This window comes from Almyronema sp. (genome assembly GCF_052168255.1).
In the GTDB taxonomy this organism is placed as follows: domain Bacteria; phylum Cyanobacteriota; class Cyanobacteriia; order Phormidesmidales; family Phormidesmidaceae; genus Sphaerothrix; species Sphaerothrix epifaneia.
This window is the reverse complement of sequence record NZ_JBQLZL010000035.1, coordinates 1-22,786: the sequence shown is the minus strand read 5'-3', so window position 1 is coordinate 22,786 and position 22,786 is coordinate 1. Positions and strand designations below refer to the sequence as shown.

Here is a 22,786-nt window from a genome sequence, read left to right as displayed (position 1 = left end):
GCTTGCTGCAAAGTCGTTAGCATTGCCTGGGCGATCGCTTCAAAGTCTCCCACAGGTGCTAACGCCCCATATTGCCCCTGGGCTAGAATCTCTTGAGGCCCGCTTTTGCAATCTGTCGAAACAACAGGAACCCCTAAAGCCATAGCTTCAATCAAAACAGTCGGTAAGCCTTCCCAAGCAGACGAGAGGGTGAAGAGACTGGCACGACTCATATAGGCATACGGGTTATCCATATAACCCAGCAATGCTACTGACTCAGCCACCCCTAACTCGGCGGCTAGCGCTTCTAAACTTTCTTGCTCAGGCCCCCAGCCTAAAATGGCTAGTCGGCAGGGCAACTGCGATCGCACCTGGGCAAACGCCCGAATCAGCGTGGCAAAATCTTTTTGTGGCTCTAGCTTGCCCACACCTAAAATCACAGGGGGTTCTCCCGCTTGAAACCAGGGATGATCAACCGCGATCGCCGCTTTTTCATAAAGACTGGGAGTAATCACCGGGTTGTAAATCGTCTCAACTTGAGGTTGAGCTGTTTGCATCCACTGTTGCAGATCGTCGCGCGCCCCTTGAGAAACCGTGACCACGTTGTCCGCTAGCGGATACAAATATTTGATCCCCAGCGGAATGAGGCGGCGCTTCAGACCTTTTACCTGATGAATAGAACGCGACAGGGTATTGTGCTCGGTAACAATCACTTGAGTGGAAACGCCTGCTAGTCGCTTAGCCAAAATGGCAATTTCATTGGCGTAGTGCATGGCCGAAAGCAACGCCTGCGGCTGCGTTTGCTGTAAATACTGAACCAGTTTAGGCAAGCTCAGCAGCGGTCGAGAACTCCCTAAGTTCACCACGCGCACCGCAGCAGGTACCTTCCAAAGATGAGGCCCCCAAGCTCTAGCCAGCACCAAATCAACCTGCCAGCCCTGGGAAACAAAGCCCTCGGCCAAATTTAGCATCACTCGCTCAGCCCCACCGCCGCCCAGATAAGTCAAAAACAGGGCTATCCGATTCTTGCTTTCTGGCATAGAAACTTTCTCCTGATGAAAGATTTTGTTTATGGCGATCGATCCAAATTAATCGTCTGGTTTTTGGCTGGCAGGTTGCAGCCAACAGCCTAGCAACCCCGTTGAGAAAACTCTAATCCGCTTGCGATATGTCTAGCCAAGCCATAGCTGTTAAGTGTGAGACACTTCGACGGCTGCAAGTCGCTGACAGAAAGCCCTTCCTTTTGCCCGCAGTCGTTTGCCGTTAGCGATAGATGTCCTAGCCAAGCTGTACTGATGTCTGTGCCGACTCAGCCTTAGCAAAGGCCAGCTATTGACCTGAAAGCATCCCGTATAGACGCTTAGCTTTAGGTAAGGTTTCAGTTCCGAGAATAGCCTTTCTCTCCTCAGATTCCCTGAAGGTAATGTAGAGCTTTGATGAAGTTTTTCGAGATTTTATTAAAATCCTACAGAGTTTTGAGCCATTTGAAATTTCAATAAAGACCTTTTTGCCTACAAGCAGATTTGTCTAAAAAGCATCGTATTATTACAGAGATCAGGTGATTTTTGGCTTTATTTTTGCTCAATAATTCGCTGGCTGTTTTGCTCAAGCCTTTCAGTTCTTACCTTAAATTTTAGCGTCAAAGCTATTTTTGAGAACTACTGATTGAGTTAAATAAACAATATTGATTATTTTTGGGCGGGGCTAGTTGATAAATGCCTAAGCGAGCATTAAAACTGATGAATTTAACTGATTCTAAAGTAGAGGCTCAATTGACAGATAGAAGTTTTGCTCAACTTGAAGCCCATTATTTGCTGGAGAAATCGCTGGCCCATCGATTGAAGTCTTCAAGCCGGGAAGAACGCCTGAATCAGCAGCTCTACCCCAAACTTTACGATGAGCTGTTTCAAGAAATTTCGCACCACACCCAGCTAAGTCGGTTAGCTAGCCAGCGTACTGATTATTTAATTAATCAGAGAGCCAAGTTTTTGAGCCGCTTTTTACAACCTGAATCAACTTTTTTAGAGATTGGCTGTGGTCGCGGCCATTTGACTGCAAAAATTGCTGAAACCGTAGAAAAAGTCTATGCCGTCGATGTGTCAGCCGCGCTGACTCAGTCTTTGACGTGGCCCGCCAACGTAGAACTCATTATTTCTAACGGCGTTACTATTCCTGTCCCAAACGCCAGTGTGGATGTCGCTTACAGCCATCAGCTAATGGAGCATCTGCACCCAGATGATGCGATAGAGCAGTTGCAAGCGATTTATCAAGCGCTTAAGCCAGGGGGCGTTTATGTTTGTGTGACGCCGAATCGGCTTTGCGGGCCTCATGATATTTCTAAGTATTTTGACCAAGTGGCTACCGGATTCCATTTAAAAGAATACACAGTAAGTGAACTATATAGGCTTTTTCAACAGGCTGGATTCGCGCAAATGAGCCTTGACAAAATCTATCAGCAATCTCACATTTTGCGGCTGCCGCTGACGCCCGTCCTGCTCAGTTTTTTTCAGCTAAGTGAGTTCATGCTAGAAAAATTGCCCTTTAAGTGGCGGCGACGGCTAGCAAATTCTCCCGTTTTCTTTAGAAGCATCACGATGGTAGGCAGAAAATGAGTAGTGTATCTGATAGGAGCGCCCAAACAATTACCCGAAATTCAGCTATTGAAACAGCCCAATCGCCGTTGTCAGTGAATCTATCAACCGCTGGCGATCGCCCCTGGATGTTATTTGATCTGTCAGTGCGGGGGCATCATCCAGCCTATATTCAACACTTAATTCAATACTTTATTGCTGAGTCGGTGCCTGGGCATTTGGTAATTGTGGTATCGCCCCGTTTTCTAACAGAACATAGCGAAGTAGTCGAAATTGCCCAGCGCTTAGCGCCTGAGCGGGTGCAGTTTCAGGCTATCACTTTGGCCGAAGAAAACCATCTGGGGCAGCGCCGAACAGCGCGACAGCGGCTGCAGCGAACCTTTCGCGAGTGGCAATTACTGTGCCAATACGCCCACGCTCTCCAGGCCAAACATTGCCTAGCCCTTTATTTAGATACGTGTTTGCGCCCCCTAGCACTGAGTCAACCGCTGCCGTGTCCGCTATCGGGCATTTACTTTAGACCCACCTTTCATTACGGCACCTTTACCCAGGCATCCGTTAATGACACTGGCCGCTGGCAGCGATGGTGGGAGCAAGGGCTAATCAAGCTGGTCGGCCAGCGATCGCGGCTGCACACCCTGTTTTCGCTCGACCCCTTTGCCGTCCCTCATCTCAATCGCCTGCTTAAACGAGCCGAAGCGGTGCATTTACCCGATCCAGTGGCATTAGCACCCGCCGCCACCAGTCGGGTGCAACAACTCCGGGCAGAATTGCAGATTGCCGCCAACCGAACCGTAGCGTTAATTTTTGGGGCATTAACCCAGCGTAAAGGGGTGCCGCAGCTACTAGAGGCGATCGCTCAGCTCAGCCAGGAAGACTGCCAGCAACTATGCCTGTTGCTAGTGGGTGAATCTAACCTGGAGCAATCGCTAGAAGCGCGTATTGCAGAACTGACCGCGCAAAAGCCGATTCAAATCGTGCGACGCTATGCCTTTGTGCCGGAAGCAGACGTGGCGGCTTATTTTCAACTGGCTGACTTGGTGATGGCTCCTTATCAGCGGCATGTGGGCATGAGTGGGATTTTGCTCCAGGCGGCGGCGGCAGGTAAGCCTGTCTTGAGTTCAAACTACGGCCTGATGGGAGAGTTGGTGAATCGCTATCAGCTTGGCTTGGCGGTAGATTCAACTCAGCCGTTTGCTCTAGCCGATGGTCTGCACCAGTTGCTGAATCAACCGTTAGAGACGTTTGGCGATCGCCACCAAATGCAGGCTTTCGCGGCTCAACATTCAGCCTACGAGTTTGCCAACGTCATTTTTCAACGCCTTTTACTAACCCCGGCTGACGTTTAGAGGAAATTGGGAATGCCTGTTATTTTGCCTTTTCTGGCTCTCGTCTTGCTCATCCCCTTTTGGCAGCAGCGGCTTCAAGATTGGCGACGCGCCGTTTTGCTAGCAGCCCTAAGCTGGGGGGTTTTGATCACGGTTACCACTGAAGTTGTTAGCCTATTTCACGGACTCAGCCTGGTGGGTTTATTGCCGCTATGGTTGCTCATTGACGGTGGGCTAATTGCCGTGATGCTGCGTCAGCGTCCGCTGGCTCTGAGAATGCCCCCTTTACCTAGCAGCCAGATACCGCTGAGCTTAAAGCTGATGCTGGTAGGGGTGATCGTCATTGTGGCGGTGGTTGGCTTTATTGCCTTGTTTGCTGCGCCCAACAACTGGGACTCTATGACCTACCACCTGGGGCGGGTCGTACATTGGATTCAAAATCGCAGCGTTGACCATTATCCAACAGGCATTATTCGTCAGCTTTATCCGGGGCCGTGGTCAAGTTTTGCGATCGCTCAACTACAAATTCTCAGCGGCGGTGACTATTTTGCCAACTCAGTTCAATGGCTGAGCTGGGTAGCTAGCCTAGTGGGGGTTTCTTTGATTGCCCAACAGCTAGGTGCCAATCTGCGGGGGCAGGTGCTCAGCGTTGTCATCTGCGCCACGATTCCTATGGGGATTTTGCAAGGATCAACGACGCAAAGCGATCACGTTGTGGGTCTGTGGCTGGTTTGCTTGGCCTTTTGCGTCTTGCAAGCCATCCAGAGCAAATTTACCCAGCCCTGGATGGCGGTAGCTGGGGTGAGTTTGGGGCTGGCGCTTTTGTCTAAGGGGACGGCCTATCTCTATGCCTTTCCGTTTTGTTTGTGGCTGGTATTTTCAGGGTTTCGCCGCCTGCGGTGGCATCTGTGGCAACCGTTAGCCACCTTTGGGGCGATCGCTCTGGTATTAAATGTGGGGCACTACAGCCGCAACTGGCAGGTGTTTGGCTCGGTGCTGGGTGAGTCTGGACAAGGGTTAGACAGCCACGGCCCTAGAGTGTTGCTCTCTAACGTTATTCGCAACTTAGCGCTACACTTTGGCACCCCGGTGCGCTCGATTAACCTGATCACCATTCGGCTGGTAGAAGGCTTGCACACCCTCATCGGTTTAGATGCCAGCGATCCTCGCCTCACCTCACCCCCCGGTCAGCGCTTTGATATTCACAGCCTAATTAACCACGAAGACCTGGCGGGCAATCCTCTGCATGTGCTGTTGTTTGTGGGGGCAACGGTTGTCTTCTGGGTCACGGTTAAACAATTACGCCAGCGCCAGCGCGATTTTTTGGCGGCTTACTGGTTGGCGGTGGTGGTTGGGTTTTTGATGTTTTGCGGTTTGATTATCTGGTCGCCGTGGCGTAGCCGTTTGCATCTGCCTGTGTTTGTTTTAGCGACACCTTTTATGGGGGTGGTGCTGGCACAGATGATCAGTCGGCGGCTGGTCAATGCGATCGCAGCGATTTTACTAGGCGCTTCTTTAATCTGGGTGGGCTTTAGCGAAAATCGGCCTTTGTTTGTCAATAGCCAGATTATTGAAACGGGGCAGGCGCAAAATATTTTTAATCGCAGCCGTACCGAGCAGTATTTTTTGAGCAAGCCAGATCTCCAAACCGCCTATCTAGAATCGGCTGCGTTTATTCGCACCCAAGCCTGTTCAGAAATTGGTTTGAAGCTTTCAGGCGATGCTTGGGAATATCCCCTCTGGGTCATGCTGGGCAATCACGCCAAGCCCACGTTGCGAATTGAGCATGTCGAGGTAGACAATGCTTCTGCAAACAAAGCTGATAGCGGCTTTGTCCCATGCACTATCATTGCTGACGATGTGGCGGCGGGCGATCGCAGTGAAATTGTGGCTTTTCAAAACACCTATCAGCGTCAGTTGCAGGTGGATGCCCTCAGCATCTTTATGAATCAGTCCATTTCTACTCAGTCGTCATCTGCCAACGTCAGCGAACCCTAACGACTGCCCTCTCGTCCTTCACGCTTCCCTGGAGACTTTAGGCTAATGAATACTACCCAGGTTTCGCTTCTACCCTTTTTAAAGCGCAATCACCAAGTAGACTTTTCTACAGACATTCCGGCAGACAACCTTCGCCAGCTTACGCCTGAACTAGAAGCTAACCGCTACTTTTTCAACACGCCCGCCTGGGCCAAAAATTACTTCGAAGCTTGTCACCGTTCTGAATCCTTTAAAGCGCGCTGGCTAGCGGCAACTGGGAGTTGGGATCATAAGATTGTGGTTGATATTGGCTGCGGCCCCGGCAACCTCTACGCCACCATCGGCGGGCATCCTCAAATTTTAATTGGCGTAGATGTTGCCCCCGCCTCTTTAAAGATGGCTCAAGCTTTGGGCTATACGCCGCTGCTAGCAGATGCCCACGATTTGCCGCTAAAGTCTGAGTTTGCCGATATTGTGGCGCTAAACGCGACGCTGCATCACTGCAAAGAGATGGCGCAGGTTTTGCGCGAAGCGGCTCGCCTAGTGCGACCGGGAGGATTGCTGATTGTTGATCATGATCCTCAGCAGAATGCCTGGAACTACAAAGGCTTGGGCATGGTATTTTATCGCTTGCGGCATTTGATTTATCGCTATTGCCTGCCGAGTCTAGACATGCCCAGCCAAGAGCGCACCTACGCCCTGGCCACCGAAATTCATCATCACCCCGGCGACGGTGTCACGGCTGAGCTATTTATGAAGACGCTTTTGCCCCGTGGCTTTAATCTCAATCTTTACCCCCATAACCAAACGTTGGGGGCTGAGGTGTTAGCAGGTCAAATGGGCGATCCGCCCCACTGGCGTTATCGCCTGGGGCAGCGTCTATCGGGGATCAATCCTCATTTGCCAGAAGCAGCTCTATCGCTGATGTGTGTGGCGCAGCGCCATGTATAGATCAAAGCAAGCTGAGGCCAGAAGTCAGAGTGAAGGCTTTTCTGGCAGCGGCTTGCAGCCATTGAAGCGTGTCAACTTGAGGAGCGATAGCTATTAAACCTCGTTGCCAACGGTGCTGCCAAAGCTGGCTAGAAACAAAACAACCCCTGCCCTAATCGGCGCAATCCGGCTTATGGTGTAGGTTGGACATCACCTCACTTCTGGTTATGACAAAGCCTAAAGCGATTGTGCTGCTCTCCGGTGGCCTAGACTCGGCAACGGCGGCAGCCCAGGCGATCGCAGAAGGGTATGAAGCGATCGCCCTTTCTTTTCGTTACGGACAGCGCCACCAGCGAGAATTGCAAGCGGCAGAAGCGATCGCTGCCCATCTGGGCCTTCAAGCACACTATACGCTCAGCGTTGACCTAGCTCAGTGGGGCGGCTCTTCGCTCACAGATCTAGACGTCGATCTGCCTCAGTCTGGCCTACAGCCAGAAACTATTCCCTCAACCTATGTGCCGGGGCGCAACACCGTGTTTATTGCCATTGCCCTGTCTCTGGCTGAAGCCAAAAATGCCGAGGCGGTTTACCTCGGCATTAATGCAGTCGATTATTCAGGTTATCCAGACTGTCGCCCCGAATATTTAGCCGCCTTTCAACAGCTAGCGAACCTCTCTTCTAAAGTGGGGTTGGCGGGCAAAGCGCCGCAGCTAGTGGCTCCTTTGGTGAACGACTCAAAAGCAGACATTGTGCGGCGGGCGTTGCGCTTGGGTGTGCCGATTGAGGCGACGTGGTCGTGCTACCAGGGGGGTGAGACGCCTTGTGGCCTGTGCGATTCTTGCCGCATTCGCGATCGGGCTTTGGTTGAAGCTGGACGACCCGATTTGGCGACGGCGATAAGCGCTCAGCCCCCGGTTGAAGGCTAGTGGCTCTTTGTTGGCTTAAGAGGCGATCGCAGTTTTGAGCAAAGGCTGGGGAGCGGCAACAGGCGTCTGCTCAATGGGGCGTTCGGCTGAGGTGAGAGGCCGTCGAGTATCGAGGTCAAAACGATAGCCAGCGGGCAAAATGTGCAGCTTGACGTCGCAGAGGGCTAAAGGTTCATCGCGTAGCGTCTGGCTGAGGTTGTCGTGAGACAGGTTGGCGACATCTACCACCGTTACCGACCCTGATCCTAAAACTTCTAGCTCGTTGCCTTTGACGGCGATCGCGGTGTCTTCGTCAATGCCAAACCCCAACACGACAGGTTGCTGAGCGATCGCCGATAAAAGCCGCCCCAAACGCCCCCGTTCGGCAAAGTGTTGGTCAATGACCACACCGGGTAAAAAGCCCATGCCCCGATCCATCGTCACCACTTCGACCCGTGGGTTAGTTTCGGCTTCGCCTTCTAAAATCATCATGTCGGGCATCATCGCCGCACCCGCGCTGGTTCCGCCAATAACGGCTCCGGCTTCATAGCGCTGGTGCAGTTTTTGCTCTAGGGGGGTGTCTTTGAGCAGTTCAGTAATGCGGGCTTGATCTCCCCCGGTAAAGAAAACCCCAGTGGCGGCATCAATCAGGGCGATCGCTGATTCAGCTTCAGCGTCTTCCCGCTCGGCGGTATCGAGAATATGAATTTGCTCGACGCCCAAGCGTTCAAAGATGTCTTGATAGTCGGCTCCCACTTCTCGCGGTAGCCCTGTGGCTACGGTCATCACCACCAGGTTGGCTTGTGTGCCCCCGGCTCGTCGCACAAACTCCCGCAAAATGGCGCAGTCTTCCCGCTTGTCTTCAGCACCGCCAATAATGACCAACTGTCCGAGCGCTTTACTTACAGCCATAAATGGCCCCCTCCTGGGTTAAGAGTTGATTAACTGTTTTTTCATGAAAACATGACATTCAGCCCCGTTATTACACCCACAAGATAGATCTTATCTGAGAGAAGGTTAAGCTTTGTTAACATCGCCGTCGCCAGCGGTCGTTCGGGCGGCGTTGGCGATCGCTGCTTTTGCCAGTTTGAACGCGGCAAAAGATTGCTCTCCAATTTGGGATAAAACAGCAAATTCCTGACCTGGGATAGAAGCTATTAGAAACTGATTAAATTAAGGTAATTGCCTATCTAAAAAGCCTTAGAAAACTTCCTATGACGCTTAGCACTCACGTCTCTTTTCCTCTGATCAACGCCAGACGAGGTGATGCTTTTGACCTTTATAACCTGTGTTTTTACGGGGGGCCGAACCCTTATTTAAAAACAAGCGCTTTAGTGTTTGATTTTGCTTTAACCGATCGCTCTGAACCGTTGCCTTTGGCAGATTATTTAGGCATTATCAGCGATCGCTACCCGATGCTGAACGACGCTCAGCCCACCACTCATGCCCAGTTGTTTGCCCTAGCTGCGATCGAAGTTAGCCAGTTAGATATGGGGTTGCACTTTCGCCACTGGAGTGTGACTTCTCAGCCGCAGTGCGAGCGCATTGCTGTTGAATCGCTGCACGAATACACCACCCACGCGGTAATTTATACAGTTTGGGACTGGCTAGAAGCCATAACGGCGGCTCAACCTTTTGCAATTGATGAGCGGATTGAAAGTTTACAAAACAGCTTTCGTAAATCTATTTATGGCGGGCCGACTAACTATGCTTTAATTCGCACCGCTTATGAAAAAGGCATTCCCACCAGCTATCTCTGGGATGAGCGGCTTATTCAATATGGCTATGGCGAACAGCAAGTGCGGGGGTTTTCAACTACCTTTGACCAAGACAGCCACTTAGACTCTGATTTCACCACCCAAAAAGATGAATGCAAAGCCTTTTTGCAAACATTGGGCTTTCCGGTTCCGGGGGGAGATGTAGCCTATTCGCTCAAAGAGGCGATCGCCCTAGCAGATGAAATTGGCTACCCGGTGGTGGTTAAACCCGTAGACGGTCACAAAGGCCAAGGGGTAACGACTGATATTCGCACCCCGTCTGAACTGAAAGCAGCCTACTCGGAAGCTGTCGGGGCGATCGCTGAAAACCAGACTGCCCGCGTTATTGTCGAGCGCAGTCTGAGCGGTCGCGACTTTCGGCTATTGTGCGTCAATGGCCGCTTTGTGGCGGCGCTAGAACGTCAGCCAGCATCGGTGCTAGGCGATGGGGAATCGACTTTGGCAGCCTTGATTGAACGCGAAAATCGCAGTCCGGCTCGACGCGACACGCCCACCTCCCCCCTGGGCAAAATTCAGCCAGACGACGCGATGGCCGCTTACCTTAGCCAGCAAAAGCTGACGTTTGAATCGGTACCAGAAGCAGGTCAGCGGGTTTATCTGCGCAAAGCAGCCAACCTATCCGCCGGGGGACTGAGCATTGACGCCACTCGCATCATTCACCCAGAAAATATTGTCTTAGCTCAAGATGTGGCTCAGCATTTTCGGCTCACCTGTCTGGGCATTGACGTAATTGCTCACGACTTAGCAGAATCTTGGAAAGCGGGCGAATTCGGCATTATTGAAATGAATGCGGCACCGGGCATCTACATGCACCTCAACCCCGCCGTTGGCGATCCGGTCGATGTAACGTCACCTATTTTAGAAACGTTTTTTACTTCAGGACGGGCTTCGCGCATTCCCATTATTACCTTCAACCACATTAGCAAGCGCGAACTGCAAGAAGTAATCGACCACATTTTGCTGCGTCGCCCTAACTGGCGAATTGGGGCGGTTTGTCAAAGCGGTATTTTTATCAACCGGGCTGAAAAACGGTTGCATCCGCGCTATAACACCAACGTCCAGAATCTGCTACGCAACCCTAAGGTCAACTTGCTCATTGCCGAATATCCAGAAGCCATCTTAGAAGAGCGGGGCATGTTTTATTACGGCAGCGATCTCGCCATTTTAGACAACCCCACCGAAATCGAAACCATGCTGGCTCGCGATGTTTTCGACGATTCTACCGTCGTCGTTCGCCGCGACAACAATATTTCGATTCGTCGCCAGGGACTCGTCGAGCAATATTCTCTCGGCATGCATGAGCCGTTCGCCAGGGCTTATCTCAAAGAAATTTCTACCGTTTTGTAGTCTAATCTTCGGTTTTGCGAGTCTGCTGGGGTTTAACCTCTGCTGCGGTTTTAATTTCTTGCTTGAGGCGGGCGATCGCATCGCTGTAGCGACGAATATCCTCGTCATAGCGGCGTACGGTGGCGGCTTTGGCTTCCGTAGCGGTGCGAAGCTGCTGCTCATACTGCTTGAGCTGAGCTTTTTTGTCGGGGATAGCGACGCTAGCTCCCCCTTGCTGACTAAACTGCTGCATTTGCTGCTGCATTTGCTGAGCAAAGGTTTGATGAGCGCTGAGCAGGTCTTCAATCCGGTTGACTTTCATCGCAACTCCTATAGGGCTAAGAATAAACATTAAAATCACCGGGGTTAGCCGGGGTGACCCCGCCCCCAAAGTTAAAGATTGAGCCTGAGGTGAGGTTCCCCATCAACGTTACCCGTTCAGGATTGGAGAGATCCATAGAAGCAAAGCTAGGGTTGTCGGCTTTGACTTGGTTGGCCATGACCACCAGTTGGCGACCCCAGGTTGAAACGGTGGCGTTTTCGCGAGGGATATTGACCATCCCGGCGAAAACAACGGGCTGATCGGGCTGAGTTCGTAAATGAAAACACTGGTTATGACTAAAATTAACCTGCTCAAAGCCCAGTTGGGGAGCGTTGGGATATTGACGCAGTTCCACTAGGTGAGGAAAGCCTAAGCCCTGAAAAAGATTGTGGGTAATCAGAGCGTTGCCCAGTTGCGGATAGCGAATATCTAGGGTGACGGGTTGGAACCAGCCAGCCACCACCAGCGAACGGTGCAGGGGTGCCAAACTGATTTTTGCCAGACTGTTGACCTCGCTGTAAAAAACCTGATTATGAGTAATTTCGCAGGCCAGCACCCACCCCACAGCAATGCCTAAAAGGGTGTTTTCGGCAGCAATTTCTCCCTGTCGAGAAATGCCTGTATTAGCTACCTGACAAGACTCAATCGTCAGATGACCCAAAATCGAAAGAATAAAAATTCCCGCGCCAATCGGCGCTGAAGCCGCCAAGTTGCTCAGGTTAGCCGCAGGGGGCTGATAACCGCAGTTGGCAATGCGATTGTGGCTGAGGCGGGCACTTTCAATCAAATTAATCGCGGCGAATCCGGCCAGTTTCATATTTTCAATCAGGTTGCCAGAAACGGCTAAAGCTGTTTCTGAAACAGCGCCAATGCCATAGCTGCCGTCGCTGAGATGATTTTCGCTCAGGCGATTGTAAAGACCCGCTTGGGGCGGCGTACTGACGAGAAAAATACCGATATCGGCTCCTCGAATCTGGTTGGCGCTGACGAAAGTGCTGCGGCTGTTGGCTAAGGCAACGCCGACGGAAAGACTGGCTACGCTCTCAAAAATACCGATCTGGTTTGCGATCACCTCGACGCCTTCGGCGTTGGCAATGCCGATGCCCGTTAAGGTGCCAATCAACTGGTTATTTTCAACCACGCTGTAGTTGAGGTCGGGTTCGGGCAGTTGCTCGTCGTTGGCGGTAATTTGCCCCAAAAAGATAGCAATTGGCAACTGAGAACTGTTAGCCAGCAGGTCTTTAGTCAGGGTTGATTGCAGCGTGTTGTGTTCAATGCGGGTAAAGGATCCAAAAGCGCGGATGCCGCCATAGGAGGGGCTGTTGAGTTCTAAAAAGTTGTCGGCGATCGCAATATGCGTACCAAAGGTGACAATGCCGTAAATATAAGGTTCGTTGCCTACTAAAAATTGATTGTTAAAGTCTGCTAGCGGCAGTTGATTAATGGCCTGACGGTGAATTTGGTTGTGGCAAATTAAACAGCGATCGCTGCGCCCCCCGGCAACAATGCCAATCAAAAAATCTTGAATATGGTTTTGGCTGAGGCGACAGTCGTTGCCGACCTGCTGATTTTCAGTCGGCAGCAGGTTTAGCAAAATGCCGCTATAGCCCGCTGAAATCGCCAGCAGATCGGTTATGGGCAAAATTGGCCCTATCAATTTATTGCCTGAAAAGTCGCAGGCAGTGCTGCCTTCTGCCCAAATGCCAATCATCGTCAGCCGCACCGTATTTTCCAGCAGCGTGACCTGATTGCTGTTGACCACCACTATTCCGATGGCGGCGGCAATAGGGAGGGTTGAGTTAGCCCGGTTGTCGGCGGCAGCAGCCACCTCAAAGCGACAGTGCTGTACCCGAACATGCTGGCAAATGCCAACTACCAGCAAACTTAAATCCAGCAGATTGCTGACTTCAGCTTCCAGCCCAACGGCTTCAAAGCTAATTTGCTCAACTTTTATATGGCTAAGAAGCTGATTTTTGGGGTGATAGATGCTCAACAAACTGAGGCCGTTGCGGCGCACAACCCGCGTGCCGGGGCTTTCCCCTTTGAGGACAACGTTAGATTTAGCCAAACGGATAGGCTGACGGATGGGGTGAACGCCAGTTTTGAGGCAAACACAACCGCCTGCCGGGGGTAAAGCGTCGATCGCTGCTTGAATATTTTCTCCCGGTTGAACCACCACCGTACAGCAAGCCGCACCAGGTTCTAGCTCTGTGAGCGGACAAAAGCGATGGTCGCAAACTTGCAGCAGGCTGAAGCTAGCAGCAGCAGCGGGAGTATTGCTGGGGACAAATTGGGCGATCGCCAGACGACAGTAGTGATGAGCAATACCCAGCGGAGGTTGAGCCAGCGGCGCGGGCGTCGGTTCTGCCGTCATCGGCCATTCAATCTGGCCTGTGGCTGTGCGAGCCGGAATCAGCCAGTAGTCCCCCGTTTTGTAAGTACCACCGGAAAACTGCACCTGAATGCCCGCTTCTAGGTTCAGCCAGCCAGCCGCTACTGCCACCCCCGTTGCCGTGGCGCTGACGCCCTTTTGATCCCAGCGGCGTAACTGCGGATGGCGATCGCGGTCAATGCCATCGGGGAAGCCAGCGCCAGAAGCCAGCGGCGTCGGTGCCGTCGCTAGCACAATGATGGGGTCGCTATCGGCGCTGAGCACAAAGTCTTCAATTTGCAGCAGCTCACCGGGCTGACCGCTGAGTGCTAGCGCATCGTCGCTAATTTCTACCCACTGGCCTTTGGCAAAGCCCAACGCCTGATCGCGACCCAAATTGGCGACGGTAATTTCTGCCCCATCGATGCGCTTAATGGCCGTGACAATCGAGCCATTGTCACGCGACCACTTAAAGGTAACGCCGCCCGTCTCGCTGCCTTGATGAACCTCAACCCGGTAAAGCTGATTTTCCAGCCGCAAATAGCCCGCATTGGGCGGAATTAAGCAGGGATTTTCGCTGGCGTCTGGCTCGGCGGTTTGCGCCATGAGGGTGCCGCTGCTAGGGGCAATCAAGGCTTGCCATTCGCTGAGTTCGGCGTCGCAGGTAGCGGTGTTGGCTGATTCCGTTAGCGGTAACACTTTCACCTGCCAGACGGTTTTCAGCCGGGTGGTGGTGTCAGGATCCCCTAAGGCCACTTCTTGCAGTTGGGGATCATCCAGCGCCGTGAGATGACGCTGCCACACGTCTAAGTAAACCAGCCCCGTCTGCGTATTGGTAAACAACGTGTCTAGCGCTACCGGGTTGGGCAGATCGGGCTGCTGGCTATAAAGCACTGCGGTTTCGTTTTCGCAGAGAATACCCTCCACGTAAAAACGCCCTGCGCTAATTTCAAACTCAGATCCGGCAGGCTGAATCTCAAATCCCGCATTGTGCTTGGGGGCACCACAGCGACCAATGACATCAACGGCTTCTGTTTCGATACGGGTTCGCGCGATCGCCTGCTGTTCATTCCAGTCAGCATCGACCTGTACCCGACCCTGCTGCATTAAAACGGCACTGTAGTGCTTTTCGCGATTGAAGGTATATCGGCTAAAATCACCCTTCATGGGAGCCTCCGTTGCATAAATCGCTAGGTGACATAAAAAATTCCGGCTTCTAAGCTAAACCGCAGGTACTCCTCTAGCCGCACCCGTAAATTGGTTTCTCGTTGGGGCTGATACAGGTCATGAAAAACGCCCATTTCGGCCTCATCGTCAGCCCCTTGGCGAAGTTCGATCGCGCAGTGCTGACTCAGCTGACCGTAGGCGGCATCGCCATAGCGTTTTGAGCTGAAGTGAGGCGAAAGCTGCCGTTCGATTTGGGCTTGTTGCAGCGGATCGCTGATAGTAGGTAAGTTGAGCGTTTTAGCAAGTGCTGCTAGCGCCAGGGTCGGCTGGCAGCGGTAGCGACGGGGCACCTGTGAAGCCAGCGGCAGAGAAGAAAACCGCACGCAGCCCTGCTGCCGTCGCTGCACCGTAACGACCTGGGTAAACAAACTGTTGCTAGCTTCTAAGCTGCGTCCGGTGGTGGTGCCCAGCAAGGTGCTGGTTTGAATGGCCAGGGGGGTACTGGCAGCGGCGATCGCCTTGGTATCAGCGCCGTCTACCAAACACGTTACCAACTGCAACTGGGCAATCGGCTCAGCAATTTGAATCGGCCCCGTCAGCGTGTGGTTAAGCCGCAGATGCAGCAGCGGGTTGCTGGCTTCCACCACCAGGCTATCGGCTACTGGCAGCGAGCGGCTAAAAGGGACTAGCGTACAGTGATCAAGCTGTAGCTGGGCTAAGTTGCCCGACTGCACCGTCAAAGCCCCTTCAACTAGCAAGCCATTGAGGTAGAGGTTGCCGGGGGTATCGCTGCCGGGGGGGGCGGTGCCAACGACGCTAAGCTTGCCGACGAGATGAGGCCGCAAAAATTCGGGAGCAACTTGCCCCAGGGAGCGCTCAGCAGTGGCCGCCTGCGACTCTAGCGGCCAATCAGCAGCCACCACTAAAAGCTGACTACCTGCTGGAATGGCAATTGTCGGCCAGGTTTCGGTATAGGTCTGGCTATCTAGCAGGGCAATAATGCCAAAGCTGCCAGCGGGCTGGCTGTTCCACTGGGCGATCGCCGCGCTGAGGCTGGTTACCAGATTGGCCGCTGCCGCTGCCGTCTGGCTAACGCCGATCTGCCAGGTGACCGGACGCGCTAGCAGCGGCAAGACAGACTCACTGCGATCGTACGGCCCGCCGCCAACATCGGCACTAAAGCCGTAGGTATAGCGCACCGTCACCTGGGCGGGCACCCTCCCGGCGGGAAACGCGATCCGCCCCAGTAGCGGATCGACCGCTACCTGAATCGGCAGGCTCACTGGTGCTTGATCAGGATCGAGCATGGGCTGATAGGCTTTGCTCGCAGGGGGACGACGCCAATCCGCCAGGTTGCAGATGAGAATTTCTGGCGGCGCAATCGGGTCTGTCGCCCCATCAACAAAAATATCAAAAACCCGCTGACGTGCCCCTGTTGCCGTGGGCGTGGCTGCGGTTTGCTGAAAATAAACGGGCTGAAAAGGCTGCTGATTGGCGATCGCCTGTCGCCAGCTTTCTAGTTCTTGATAAAGTACCCGTCGCCGTAGCGGTTCAGGCACGTTAATGGGCGCTGCCAGGGTAAAGGCCGCTTCAGGCAGCGGTGGATTGAATAGCGGCACACTTAACCCCACCGGATGAAACGTATAGCGGCCATCGGCGGGGTCTGCCACAGCCCGGGCAGCACTGGGAAAAAGCCCCAGCGTATAAGGTTCTAGCCGCCACAAATAAAGCCCAATGTTGGCAATATTGTAGCGACCCCGCTGCGGCGGAATTCGGCGCATTTCGGCTGTGTGGGCGGAAGTGGCAAAAGGGCTATCGAGATAGGCTAAAGGTTGCCAGTGGCGCAGATCGGCCATAGCCAAATTGTGGGGCCGCAAATGATTCAGGTATTGCGTTGTTGCTAGCCGTTCAAAAAATTCGACTACCCGCGTCGGCCAGCCCGTCACGTCTCGCGCTAGCTGCTCCAGCATGGTGGCTGTTCCTTTGCGGCGACGGTAGCCCAAGGTGTTGGCAACGGCGGCGCGGGCACTGGGAAAACGAGGCAAATCGCTATAGAGGGGGCGATCGCCAATTAAGTCACCTATGTAGGGCACCACCCACTCGGCGCAGGTTTCAATAAACTGATCGGCATAGAGCTGATCAAGGTCGGCTTCGAGCACGGCTATTTCTCGCGCCAGCACTTGTATCAGCGCCTTGAGCGGTTCGCCTTGCCCCTGATCGCGAATGCGGTAGAGCGCAGGCAGCAGATTGTAGAGGGTTTCGGCGTCAAATGTCATTACAACACCCCCAGTTCATCTAACGAGGCTGGATCGAGCGTCAACAGTTCTGCCGCTAAGAGAACGCTGCCCTGACGCTGAGGCACGGCGGCGGGCAACGGCGCTTTCAAGCCATTGACGTTAGAACCTTGTCGCCGCAGCCAATCTAAGTCAACATACCCGACCCCCGGAACCGCCTGCATCACCGCTAGCACTTCACTCAGCGCTACCCCCTGGCCAAAGGCGCGGGCTTCAAAAGCAAAGGCTGCTGCCAGGGCTTGCCGGACGGCCTTTAGCCCCAAAGCGGGGTCAACGTCGGCTTGAAGTTGCAGGCGACCTTTGAGCCGAAATAGAGCGGGGCGGTAAGTGCAGACCCGCAACGGCACGTAAGGATCGCCCGACTGTTGTAACTGACGGGTGAGCTTGGTGACTAAATCAGCCGCGATCGCGGCTCCCCCTGGCCCCGCCACCGTCAAAAATAGACCCCGCCGCTGCCCTATCCAGGTCCAGGTTGCCAGCGCTTTGGCAATGCCCCCAAAGGCGCGGGCAAAATCTTCGTAGTCTTGCAGCGACACGACGCGATCGAGTGTTAGCACCGTCAGCGGCGCATTCTGGCGAGCGTTGTCTAGCTGTTCACCGTCTTCGCCGCCGCTGGCTGGCAGGGGGTTGGTGACGGCCTTTAGCCCCAAGGGGCGAGACATCAACCCCGTGAGCTGATGGGCTTTAACGTTTCCGGCTAAGCCGATGCCTTTGCGATAGACTGCTTTAAGGTTGTCGCTGCCCGTGGGCAGTCGCGATCCGGTTTGGCCGTTGCCAAATTTGATTTCGGTGATGCCCGCTTCGGTCTGACGGCTGACATAAACGCGATCGCCAGGGGTTTGCCCGTACAGCATCGGCACTTCCTGCCAGCGTAAATCATTGACCCGGATAGCCAGCGTCGAGAGGGCACCGCTAGGGGTGGCGTCACTGCTGATATAGGTTAGCGGCGGCTGTCGCAGCGTAAAGGTTTGGTAAGGCTGGCTGGCATCGCCACTGCCCATAATTTCGCTCACGGTTTCGCCGTGGGTGGCCGGGGCAATGTTGGCGTTGAGGCTGACGGTGTCGCGCTGGTAAGCAAAGGCCAACCCGGTTTGCAGGGTCAGTTGGGTATACCCGCTTTGCACAGTAATGGCTTTGAGGGCGATCGCTTCGCTGTGGGTTACGCCGGGTAGGTCGTTGCGTTCGCCGCTGAGGATGAGGGTTTGCCCCGGCTGTAGCCCCAGATAAAAGCCATCCAGCGTAATGACGCTGCCTTGAACGCTATCAGCGATCGGCAGAGTTGCCAGGGTCAGCGGTTCGCTTTGGGCATAAACCAGGGTGCGCCGAATCAAATTAAAGCTGTTTGCCTTCCACCAATCTCGATCGAGCACAATACGGGTGGTTTTGCCGCTGAGTTCGTACTGGCTGCGGCTCAAGGTTGAAACTTGCGTCACCTGGGCAATGAATGGCGCTGAATTGGGCGCTTTGCGAATTGCCACATACCCCCCTGGGGTAATGCCTTCATAGGCATTGTCTAAAAACAGCAAATTACGCGCCTCTCCAGCGGGCGACCATTCCAGCCGCTTCAGCGTATTGTCTGCAATCACGGGTTTGGCGTCGCTGGCGGTGTACTGGACGCGCTTAGCAGCGTTGTAACCAAACAGCGGCGCGCTCAGGCGAAACACATAGATCTCGGCTGGCGCGGCTGGCGCGGCTAGTTGGGCAGTCACGCCACTGGTCAGGTCGGCTAAATCCCAGTTTTGGGTTTTGGCTAGGGCTAAGAGGTCTTTTTGCGACCAGCTTTTGCCGATGATGCGATGTTTAATCTGGGTTTGAGTAAGGGGGGTAGGGCTGGCGGGGGCGGTGCCGGGAGGAAAGGAGGGAGGGTTAAACGCTGGCGGCGGCGGCGGTGGCGCTACAAAATCGAGACGGGTGGTTCCGGCTGTTGGGTTAACCGTAACGGCCAGCACCGTTTTGAAGCTAGGGCTAGCGCCTTTAACCACCAGTAGCTGATCGCCCACTTTGATATTGGTAGCGGTTCCTTGAACCGTTACGCTTTGATTGACCGAGGTTTGGGTTTGCGGCTGGGTTAAACGGGGGCGCAGGGCGTTCCAAGCAGCTCGTGCCTCGATCGCTGTCACCGTTTCAAACATTTGAGCCTGCTCGTTTGGCCCAGGGATACTTTGAACTTTGGTGCCAACGTCGAGCTTGATTTGGCTGGGCGAACCCGGTGTGGTTTCTAACGTAAAGGCGAGCGCCGTGCTGGCCGCTACCCCTGGTCGCAGCGAGTAGCCAATTAGACGGGCTAATTCGCGAATGGACAAGCGCTCAGTGGCCGTACGCAGGTAAGATTCCTGGGCAATCCGCTCTTGGTAAAAGGTCAACACATCCGCTACGGTGGCCCAGGCATCGATCAGGGCGATCGCAAAATCATCGTCATCGCGGGTTGTCAGCGTTTGCAGGGCAGGTAGCTCGGCGCTAGAAAGCTGAGCCAGCATACGCTGCTTAAACGTCGGATGGGTGCCCACTCGATAGGCGATCGCTTGGAGTCCGGCTCGGTTAAACACCGCCATTGGCGGGTGGTTGTTTAAGCCTGCACAGCATCCACAGTCATTGAGCTGAAGCAAATCATGGGCTAAAAATTCTTTCATTTGCCCCCCTCCATCTGCAACCGCAACACGCCCCGTTCGGGAAAATCTGGGTCATTGTCTAGCTGCGCAATTTCTAAGCGCCCGATGGCTAACACCCCACTTTCTAAGGCGCTATGGCTGGGGCTACCCTGCCGCTGAAACGCCGTTATCTGAGCTGAAGCCACCCCGGCGACTGCCTGCACCGCTGCATAGATCTGGCTGAGGTAAACGGCTTGGCCAAAGGTAAAGTTATCGGGGTGAAACAGTCCGCGACGACCCGACGGCAGCAGGCGATTGCTTAGCACTTGCAGCAGCGCTGCTTGAACGGCGCTGCGAAAATAGGAAGACTGCACACACACCACCAGATCTATCGCCAGCGAAACCCATCGCGGCCCATCGACTTCTAAGTCATAGCCTGCTAGCCGAAACCGCTCTAGATGTTGCCGCAGATCAGTTTCAAACGCAGCATCCACGGGTAACCCCCCCAAGCGATCGACGGTGACAAAGACCGTCCGCCAGCTTCCTGTCCAGCGAAACGTGGCCGCCGCTTTTTGCACCTGCGGGTGACGCTCCGCCGCCGCCGCGTAGTCTGCCAGCGTCACCGCTCGTTCTTGCACCCGAAAAGCAAACGGAGCCGCCTGCCGCACTTGCTCTAAACTTTCGGGTTCTCGCCCGCCCTGGGCGGCTAAAGGGTTGCGGATTTGAGTAATGGCGGCTTGTTCGCTGACAATATGCGCCAGCGTATCTGCGCCGATGTTGCCCTGGGTGCCGTTACCCACCCGGTAAGTGGCGCTAAAACGGGTGCCGGGGCTAGGGCGCAAACCATAGCGATCGTCGCCAAAGCGGATGACAGCGCTGCCGTCTGTCTCGGTTTCAACAATAAAGTTCAAATCCTGGCGATCGCTGTTGAGCAAATCGCGCACGGGCAACCAGTTCGCCCTTTGGCCGCTCAGCTCACTTTGCAACGTAATGGCGGGCAGAGCGGCGCTAATCTGGCGCTGAAAAACGGCTTGAGCCGACGGAGCAGGGCGATAGGGTTCGGCTTGGGTGAGCGGCTTGATCGCTAGCTGTGGCTGAAAGCGCGGTATGACAGGGTCGAGAACGGGGGGCTGGCAGCGATCGCCGGGGGTAACTGGCTGCTTAAACAGATGGGGAGCCGGTACGGTTCCCAGCGCTTCAGCCGCGATCGTGACGCCATGATCGGCCAGCACAATATTGCCCAAAGCCAGACTGACCGTTTCCAGCGTTTGCGCTCCGTGGGCGGCATCGGTTTGCGCCGAAAGACACAGAGCAAAGGGCAGAGCATCATCAGCAGCCCAAGTAATTTGGGTAACGGCGACGGCATCAGCGTTGGGGGGTGCCGCAAACTGACCACCAATCGGATCGAACGTTGGCACTACAGCAGTCAGCTGTACCGCCCAGCGGTGGTTGGGGTTGGCATCTTCTGGCTGACCCGTGTGTGGCCCCACCCTCTCGATAAAAATCAGCACCGCCCCCGGTTGCAAGTCAGGATAGTGACCACGCAAGGTTGCCTGGGTGCTGCCCTGGGGTAAACAACAGGCTTGGTCGCCCCAGGTATAAAAGAACAGGTGGTTATGAGCCTGAAACAGCTTAGCTGCCGTCACCGTTTCAAAAATGACCGGGTTTTGCTGAAGGGCGGCGATATAAGCCGTCGTATCGGCTGCTAGCCGCAGCGGTTGGCCGTCAATGCGGGTTAATAGCGGCGTGCCGGGGGGTAGCGTAACGGCTTCTAGGTTGACCTGTATCTGCACCCAAACCCGCGCATTGCAGCCATCGTGCATAAAATAATCGACTAAGCGGGCATGGCGACGCACCGAGGTACGGCGGCGGGCGGTGCCGAGGTAAGCTTCGGTGGCGATCGCGTCTTGCTGGTAGCTGAGCTGATCGCCCACATAGGCCAACAGTTCAACCAAAGCCATGCCCACGTCGGCGGGGTTACGTTCAAACCCCTGAGGCATCAATACCGCCAGCCGATCGAGCATTAGCCGCCGCAAGCTGGCATAGTCTTTGGCGAGATAGTTAATGACCGGGGGCGGGGCTGTCTCTGGGGGGCAAACCCGCTCAGGGCGGCAGTCAAAGTCACTGGGACAATCGACCTTAAAAGAAAAATGAATGGCCGCTAAAATCGGATCGAGCCAGTCGGGGACGCCTCCATCGGCTACTATTTGCAGCGTATAAGTAGAATAGTCGCCCCAGCGGTTCACCCGTAGCTGCACCACCCGCGAATCGGCAAACGCGGTTACAGCTACAACGCTAATATCTCGAATGCGATCGCCCCCCAAAAGGCGAAAATTTTCTACCCCCAGGCTGATTGCCCCCAGCGGTTTGATCAAATAAACCAGCAAAATCAACTGGCGATCGCTGTCGCTAGGGGCATCGTGATCTAGCACTTCTAAATAATCAATGCCATTGAGCGAACTGGCTGCCACAGCGGCTCGACGACGGCGATCGCAGCAAAAATAACGCCACATTTTAGACCTCCCGCCGAAACTGAGCGACCTGGGGCTGCTGTGTCCGCCGAATCCAATAGCGCACGCTCACCCGCAGGGTTGAGTCTGTATGGTCTACACTGACTGCCTCAACTTGAATCAAATTGCCAAGCCACTGCTGCAGGGCACCTTGCACGCTCACCTGGGTAGCGGCGGTCAGCGTGTCGCTGTTGGGGGCAAACACCAGTTGCAGCAAACCGCTGCCAAAATCAGGCCGATTCACCCGTTCTCCCGGTGCGGTAAACAATACCTGCTCAATTAAGTCGCGAATATGGTTGGCCTCATCGGTGCGGCCAAGGCGACCTTGACGATCTATGTGTAGCGGAAAGTCAGTATGCAGCATTACATTGCCCTCGCACGGACTTGGGTAGCAGCCACCATCAGCGGCGTGCCCGTTGGCGCACACAACGCCTGACTATCGAGCAGCAAAACCGGAATGCCTGAGGCCGTCACCCGTGTTGCTGCGCTTATCCACTGCGCCGTTACGCAAGGCCCATTGGCGGCGGGCGGCGGCGGTAGCGTGCATCCGGCGATCGCATAGACGCTGGCCTGGGTCACAATCGGCTGACCGCTAACGGTCACGCGGGGGTTAACGGCGGTGGGTTGAGCCTGTCCGGCGTGGCTACAGAGGACGGTGGCACCTTGGTGGAGGAGGAATCCGGGCATGGGGTGGGGGTGGGGGGAGAGGGGGAGAAGGGG

General features: G+C 54.4%; 15 protein-coding genes. 6 read left to right on the top strand and 9 right to left on the bottom strand.

The window, feature by feature from the left end:
* Window positions 1-1,019 (bottom strand): glycosyltransferase (locus ACTS3T_RS07325; protein ID WP_462934883.1); only part of this gene is annotated, 1,019 nt, incomplete at its 3' end.
* Window positions 1,020-1,718: 699 nt separating this feature from the next.
* Here ACTS3T_RS07325 and ACTS3T_RS07320 point away from each other — a divergent pair.
* The 5 genes from ACTS3T_RS07320 to queC all read left to right on the top strand — a co-directional run bounded on the left by ACTS3T_RS07320 (window position 1,719) and on the right by queC (window position 7,731).
* Window positions 1,719-2,591, top strand: a complete 873-nt coding sequence (locus ACTS3T_RS07320) for a class I SAM-dependent methyltransferase (protein ID WP_462934882.1) — start codon at window positions 1,719-1,721, stop codon at window positions 2,589-2,591.
* Window positions 2,588-3,919, top strand: a complete 1,332-nt coding sequence (locus ACTS3T_RS07315) for a glycosyltransferase family 4 protein (RefSeq protein ID WP_462934881.1) — start codon at window positions 2,588-2,590, stop codon at window positions 3,917-3,919. Before ACTS3T_RS07320 ends, ACTS3T_RS07315 begins: the two co-directional genes overlap by 4 nt.
* A 12-nt stretch (window positions 3,920-3,931) precedes the next feature.
* Window positions 3,932-5,896, top strand: a complete 1,965-nt coding sequence (locus tag ACTS3T_RS07310; RefSeq protein WP_462934880.1) for an ArnT family glycosyltransferase — start codon at window positions 3,932-3,934, stop codon at window positions 5,894-5,896.
* A gap of 45 nt (window positions 5,897-5,941) precedes the next feature.
* Complete coding sequence (locus ACTS3T_RS07305; protein ID WP_462934879.1) at window positions 5,942-6,826, top strand: class I SAM-dependent methyltransferase; 885 nt, start codon at window positions 5,942-5,944, stop codon at window positions 6,824-6,826.
* A 206-nt stretch (window positions 6,827-7,032) separates the two neighbouring features.
* Window positions 7,033-7,731, top strand: a complete 699-nt coding sequence (gene queC, locus ACTS3T_RS07300) for a 7-cyano-7-deazaguanine synthase QueC (RefSeq protein ID WP_462934878.1) — start codon at window positions 7,033-7,035, stop codon at window positions 7,729-7,731.
* A 15-nt stretch (window positions 7,732-7,746) separates the two neighbouring features.
* Here the strand turns inward: queC and ACTS3T_RS07295 are convergent, their stop codons facing one another.
* Window positions 7,747-8,622, bottom strand: coding sequence for a cyanophycinase (locus tag ACTS3T_RS07295; RefSeq protein ID WP_462934877.1), 876 nt, complete (start codon window positions 8,620-8,622; stop codon window positions 7,747-7,749).
* A 302-nt stretch (window positions 8,623-8,924) separates the two neighbouring features.
* Here ACTS3T_RS07295 and ACTS3T_RS07290 point away from each other — a divergent pair, with 302 nt between their 5' ends.
* Window positions 8,925-10,835: an ATP-binding protein gene (locus ACTS3T_RS07290; RefSeq protein WP_462934876.1), complete on the top strand. Its 1,911-nt coding sequence runs from the start codon at window positions 8,925-8,927 to the stop codon at window positions 10,833-10,835.
* A 1-nt stretch (window position 10,836) separates the two neighbouring features.
* Here the strand turns inward: ACTS3T_RS07290 and ACTS3T_RS07285 are convergent, their stop codons facing one another.
* From ACTS3T_RS07285 to ACTS3T_RS07255, 7 genes are read right to left on the bottom strand one after another with little or no spacing between them, the layout of a single operon-like run.
* Window positions 10,837-11,136 carry a hypothetical protein gene (locus ACTS3T_RS07285; protein WP_462934875.1) on the bottom strand — a complete coding sequence of 100 codons (300 nt, stop codon included), beginning with the start codon at window positions 11,134-11,136 and terminating at the stop codon, window positions 10,837-10,839.
* 16 nt (window positions 11,137-11,152) lie between these two features.
* The gene (locus ACTS3T_RS07280; RefSeq protein WP_462934874.1) at window positions 11,153-14,674 is read right to left on the bottom strand and encodes a DUF6519 domain-containing protein; all 3,522 of its coding nucleotides are present in this window, start codon (window positions 14,672-14,674) and stop codon (window positions 11,153-11,155) included.
* A gap of 23 nt (window positions 14,675-14,697) precedes the next feature.
* Window positions 14,698-16,950: a hypothetical protein gene (locus ACTS3T_RS07275; RefSeq protein ID WP_462934873.1), complete on the bottom strand. Its 2,253-nt coding sequence runs from the start codon at window positions 16,948-16,950 to the stop codon at window positions 14,698-14,700.
* A complete protein-coding gene (locus ACTS3T_RS07270) occupies window positions 16,950-19,598 on the bottom strand; it encodes a putative baseplate assembly protein (protein ID WP_462934872.1) in 2,649 nt (882 codons plus the stop codon). The genes ACTS3T_RS07275 and ACTS3T_RS07270 overlap by 1 nt, the downstream gene beginning before the upstream one ends.
* Entirely contained in the window at window positions 19,595-22,069 is a 2,475-nt protein-coding gene (locus tag ACTS3T_RS07265; protein WP_462934871.1) for a putative baseplate assembly protein, read from the bottom strand. Before ACTS3T_RS07265 ends, ACTS3T_RS07270 begins: the two co-directional genes overlap by 4 nt.
* Before the next feature lies 1 nt (window position 22,070).
* Entirely contained in the window at window positions 22,071-22,430 is a 360-nt protein-coding gene (locus ACTS3T_RS07260; RefSeq protein WP_462934870.1) for a GPW/gp25 family protein, read from the bottom strand.
* Complete coding sequence (locus ACTS3T_RS07255) at window positions 22,430-22,753, bottom strand: PAAR-like protein (RefSeq protein ID WP_462934884.1); 324 nt, start codon at window positions 22,751-22,753, stop codon at window positions 22,430-22,432. The genes ACTS3T_RS07260 and ACTS3T_RS07255 overlap by 1 nt, the downstream gene beginning before the upstream one ends.
* Between the last annotated feature and the right edge of the window lie 33 nt (window positions 22,754-22,786).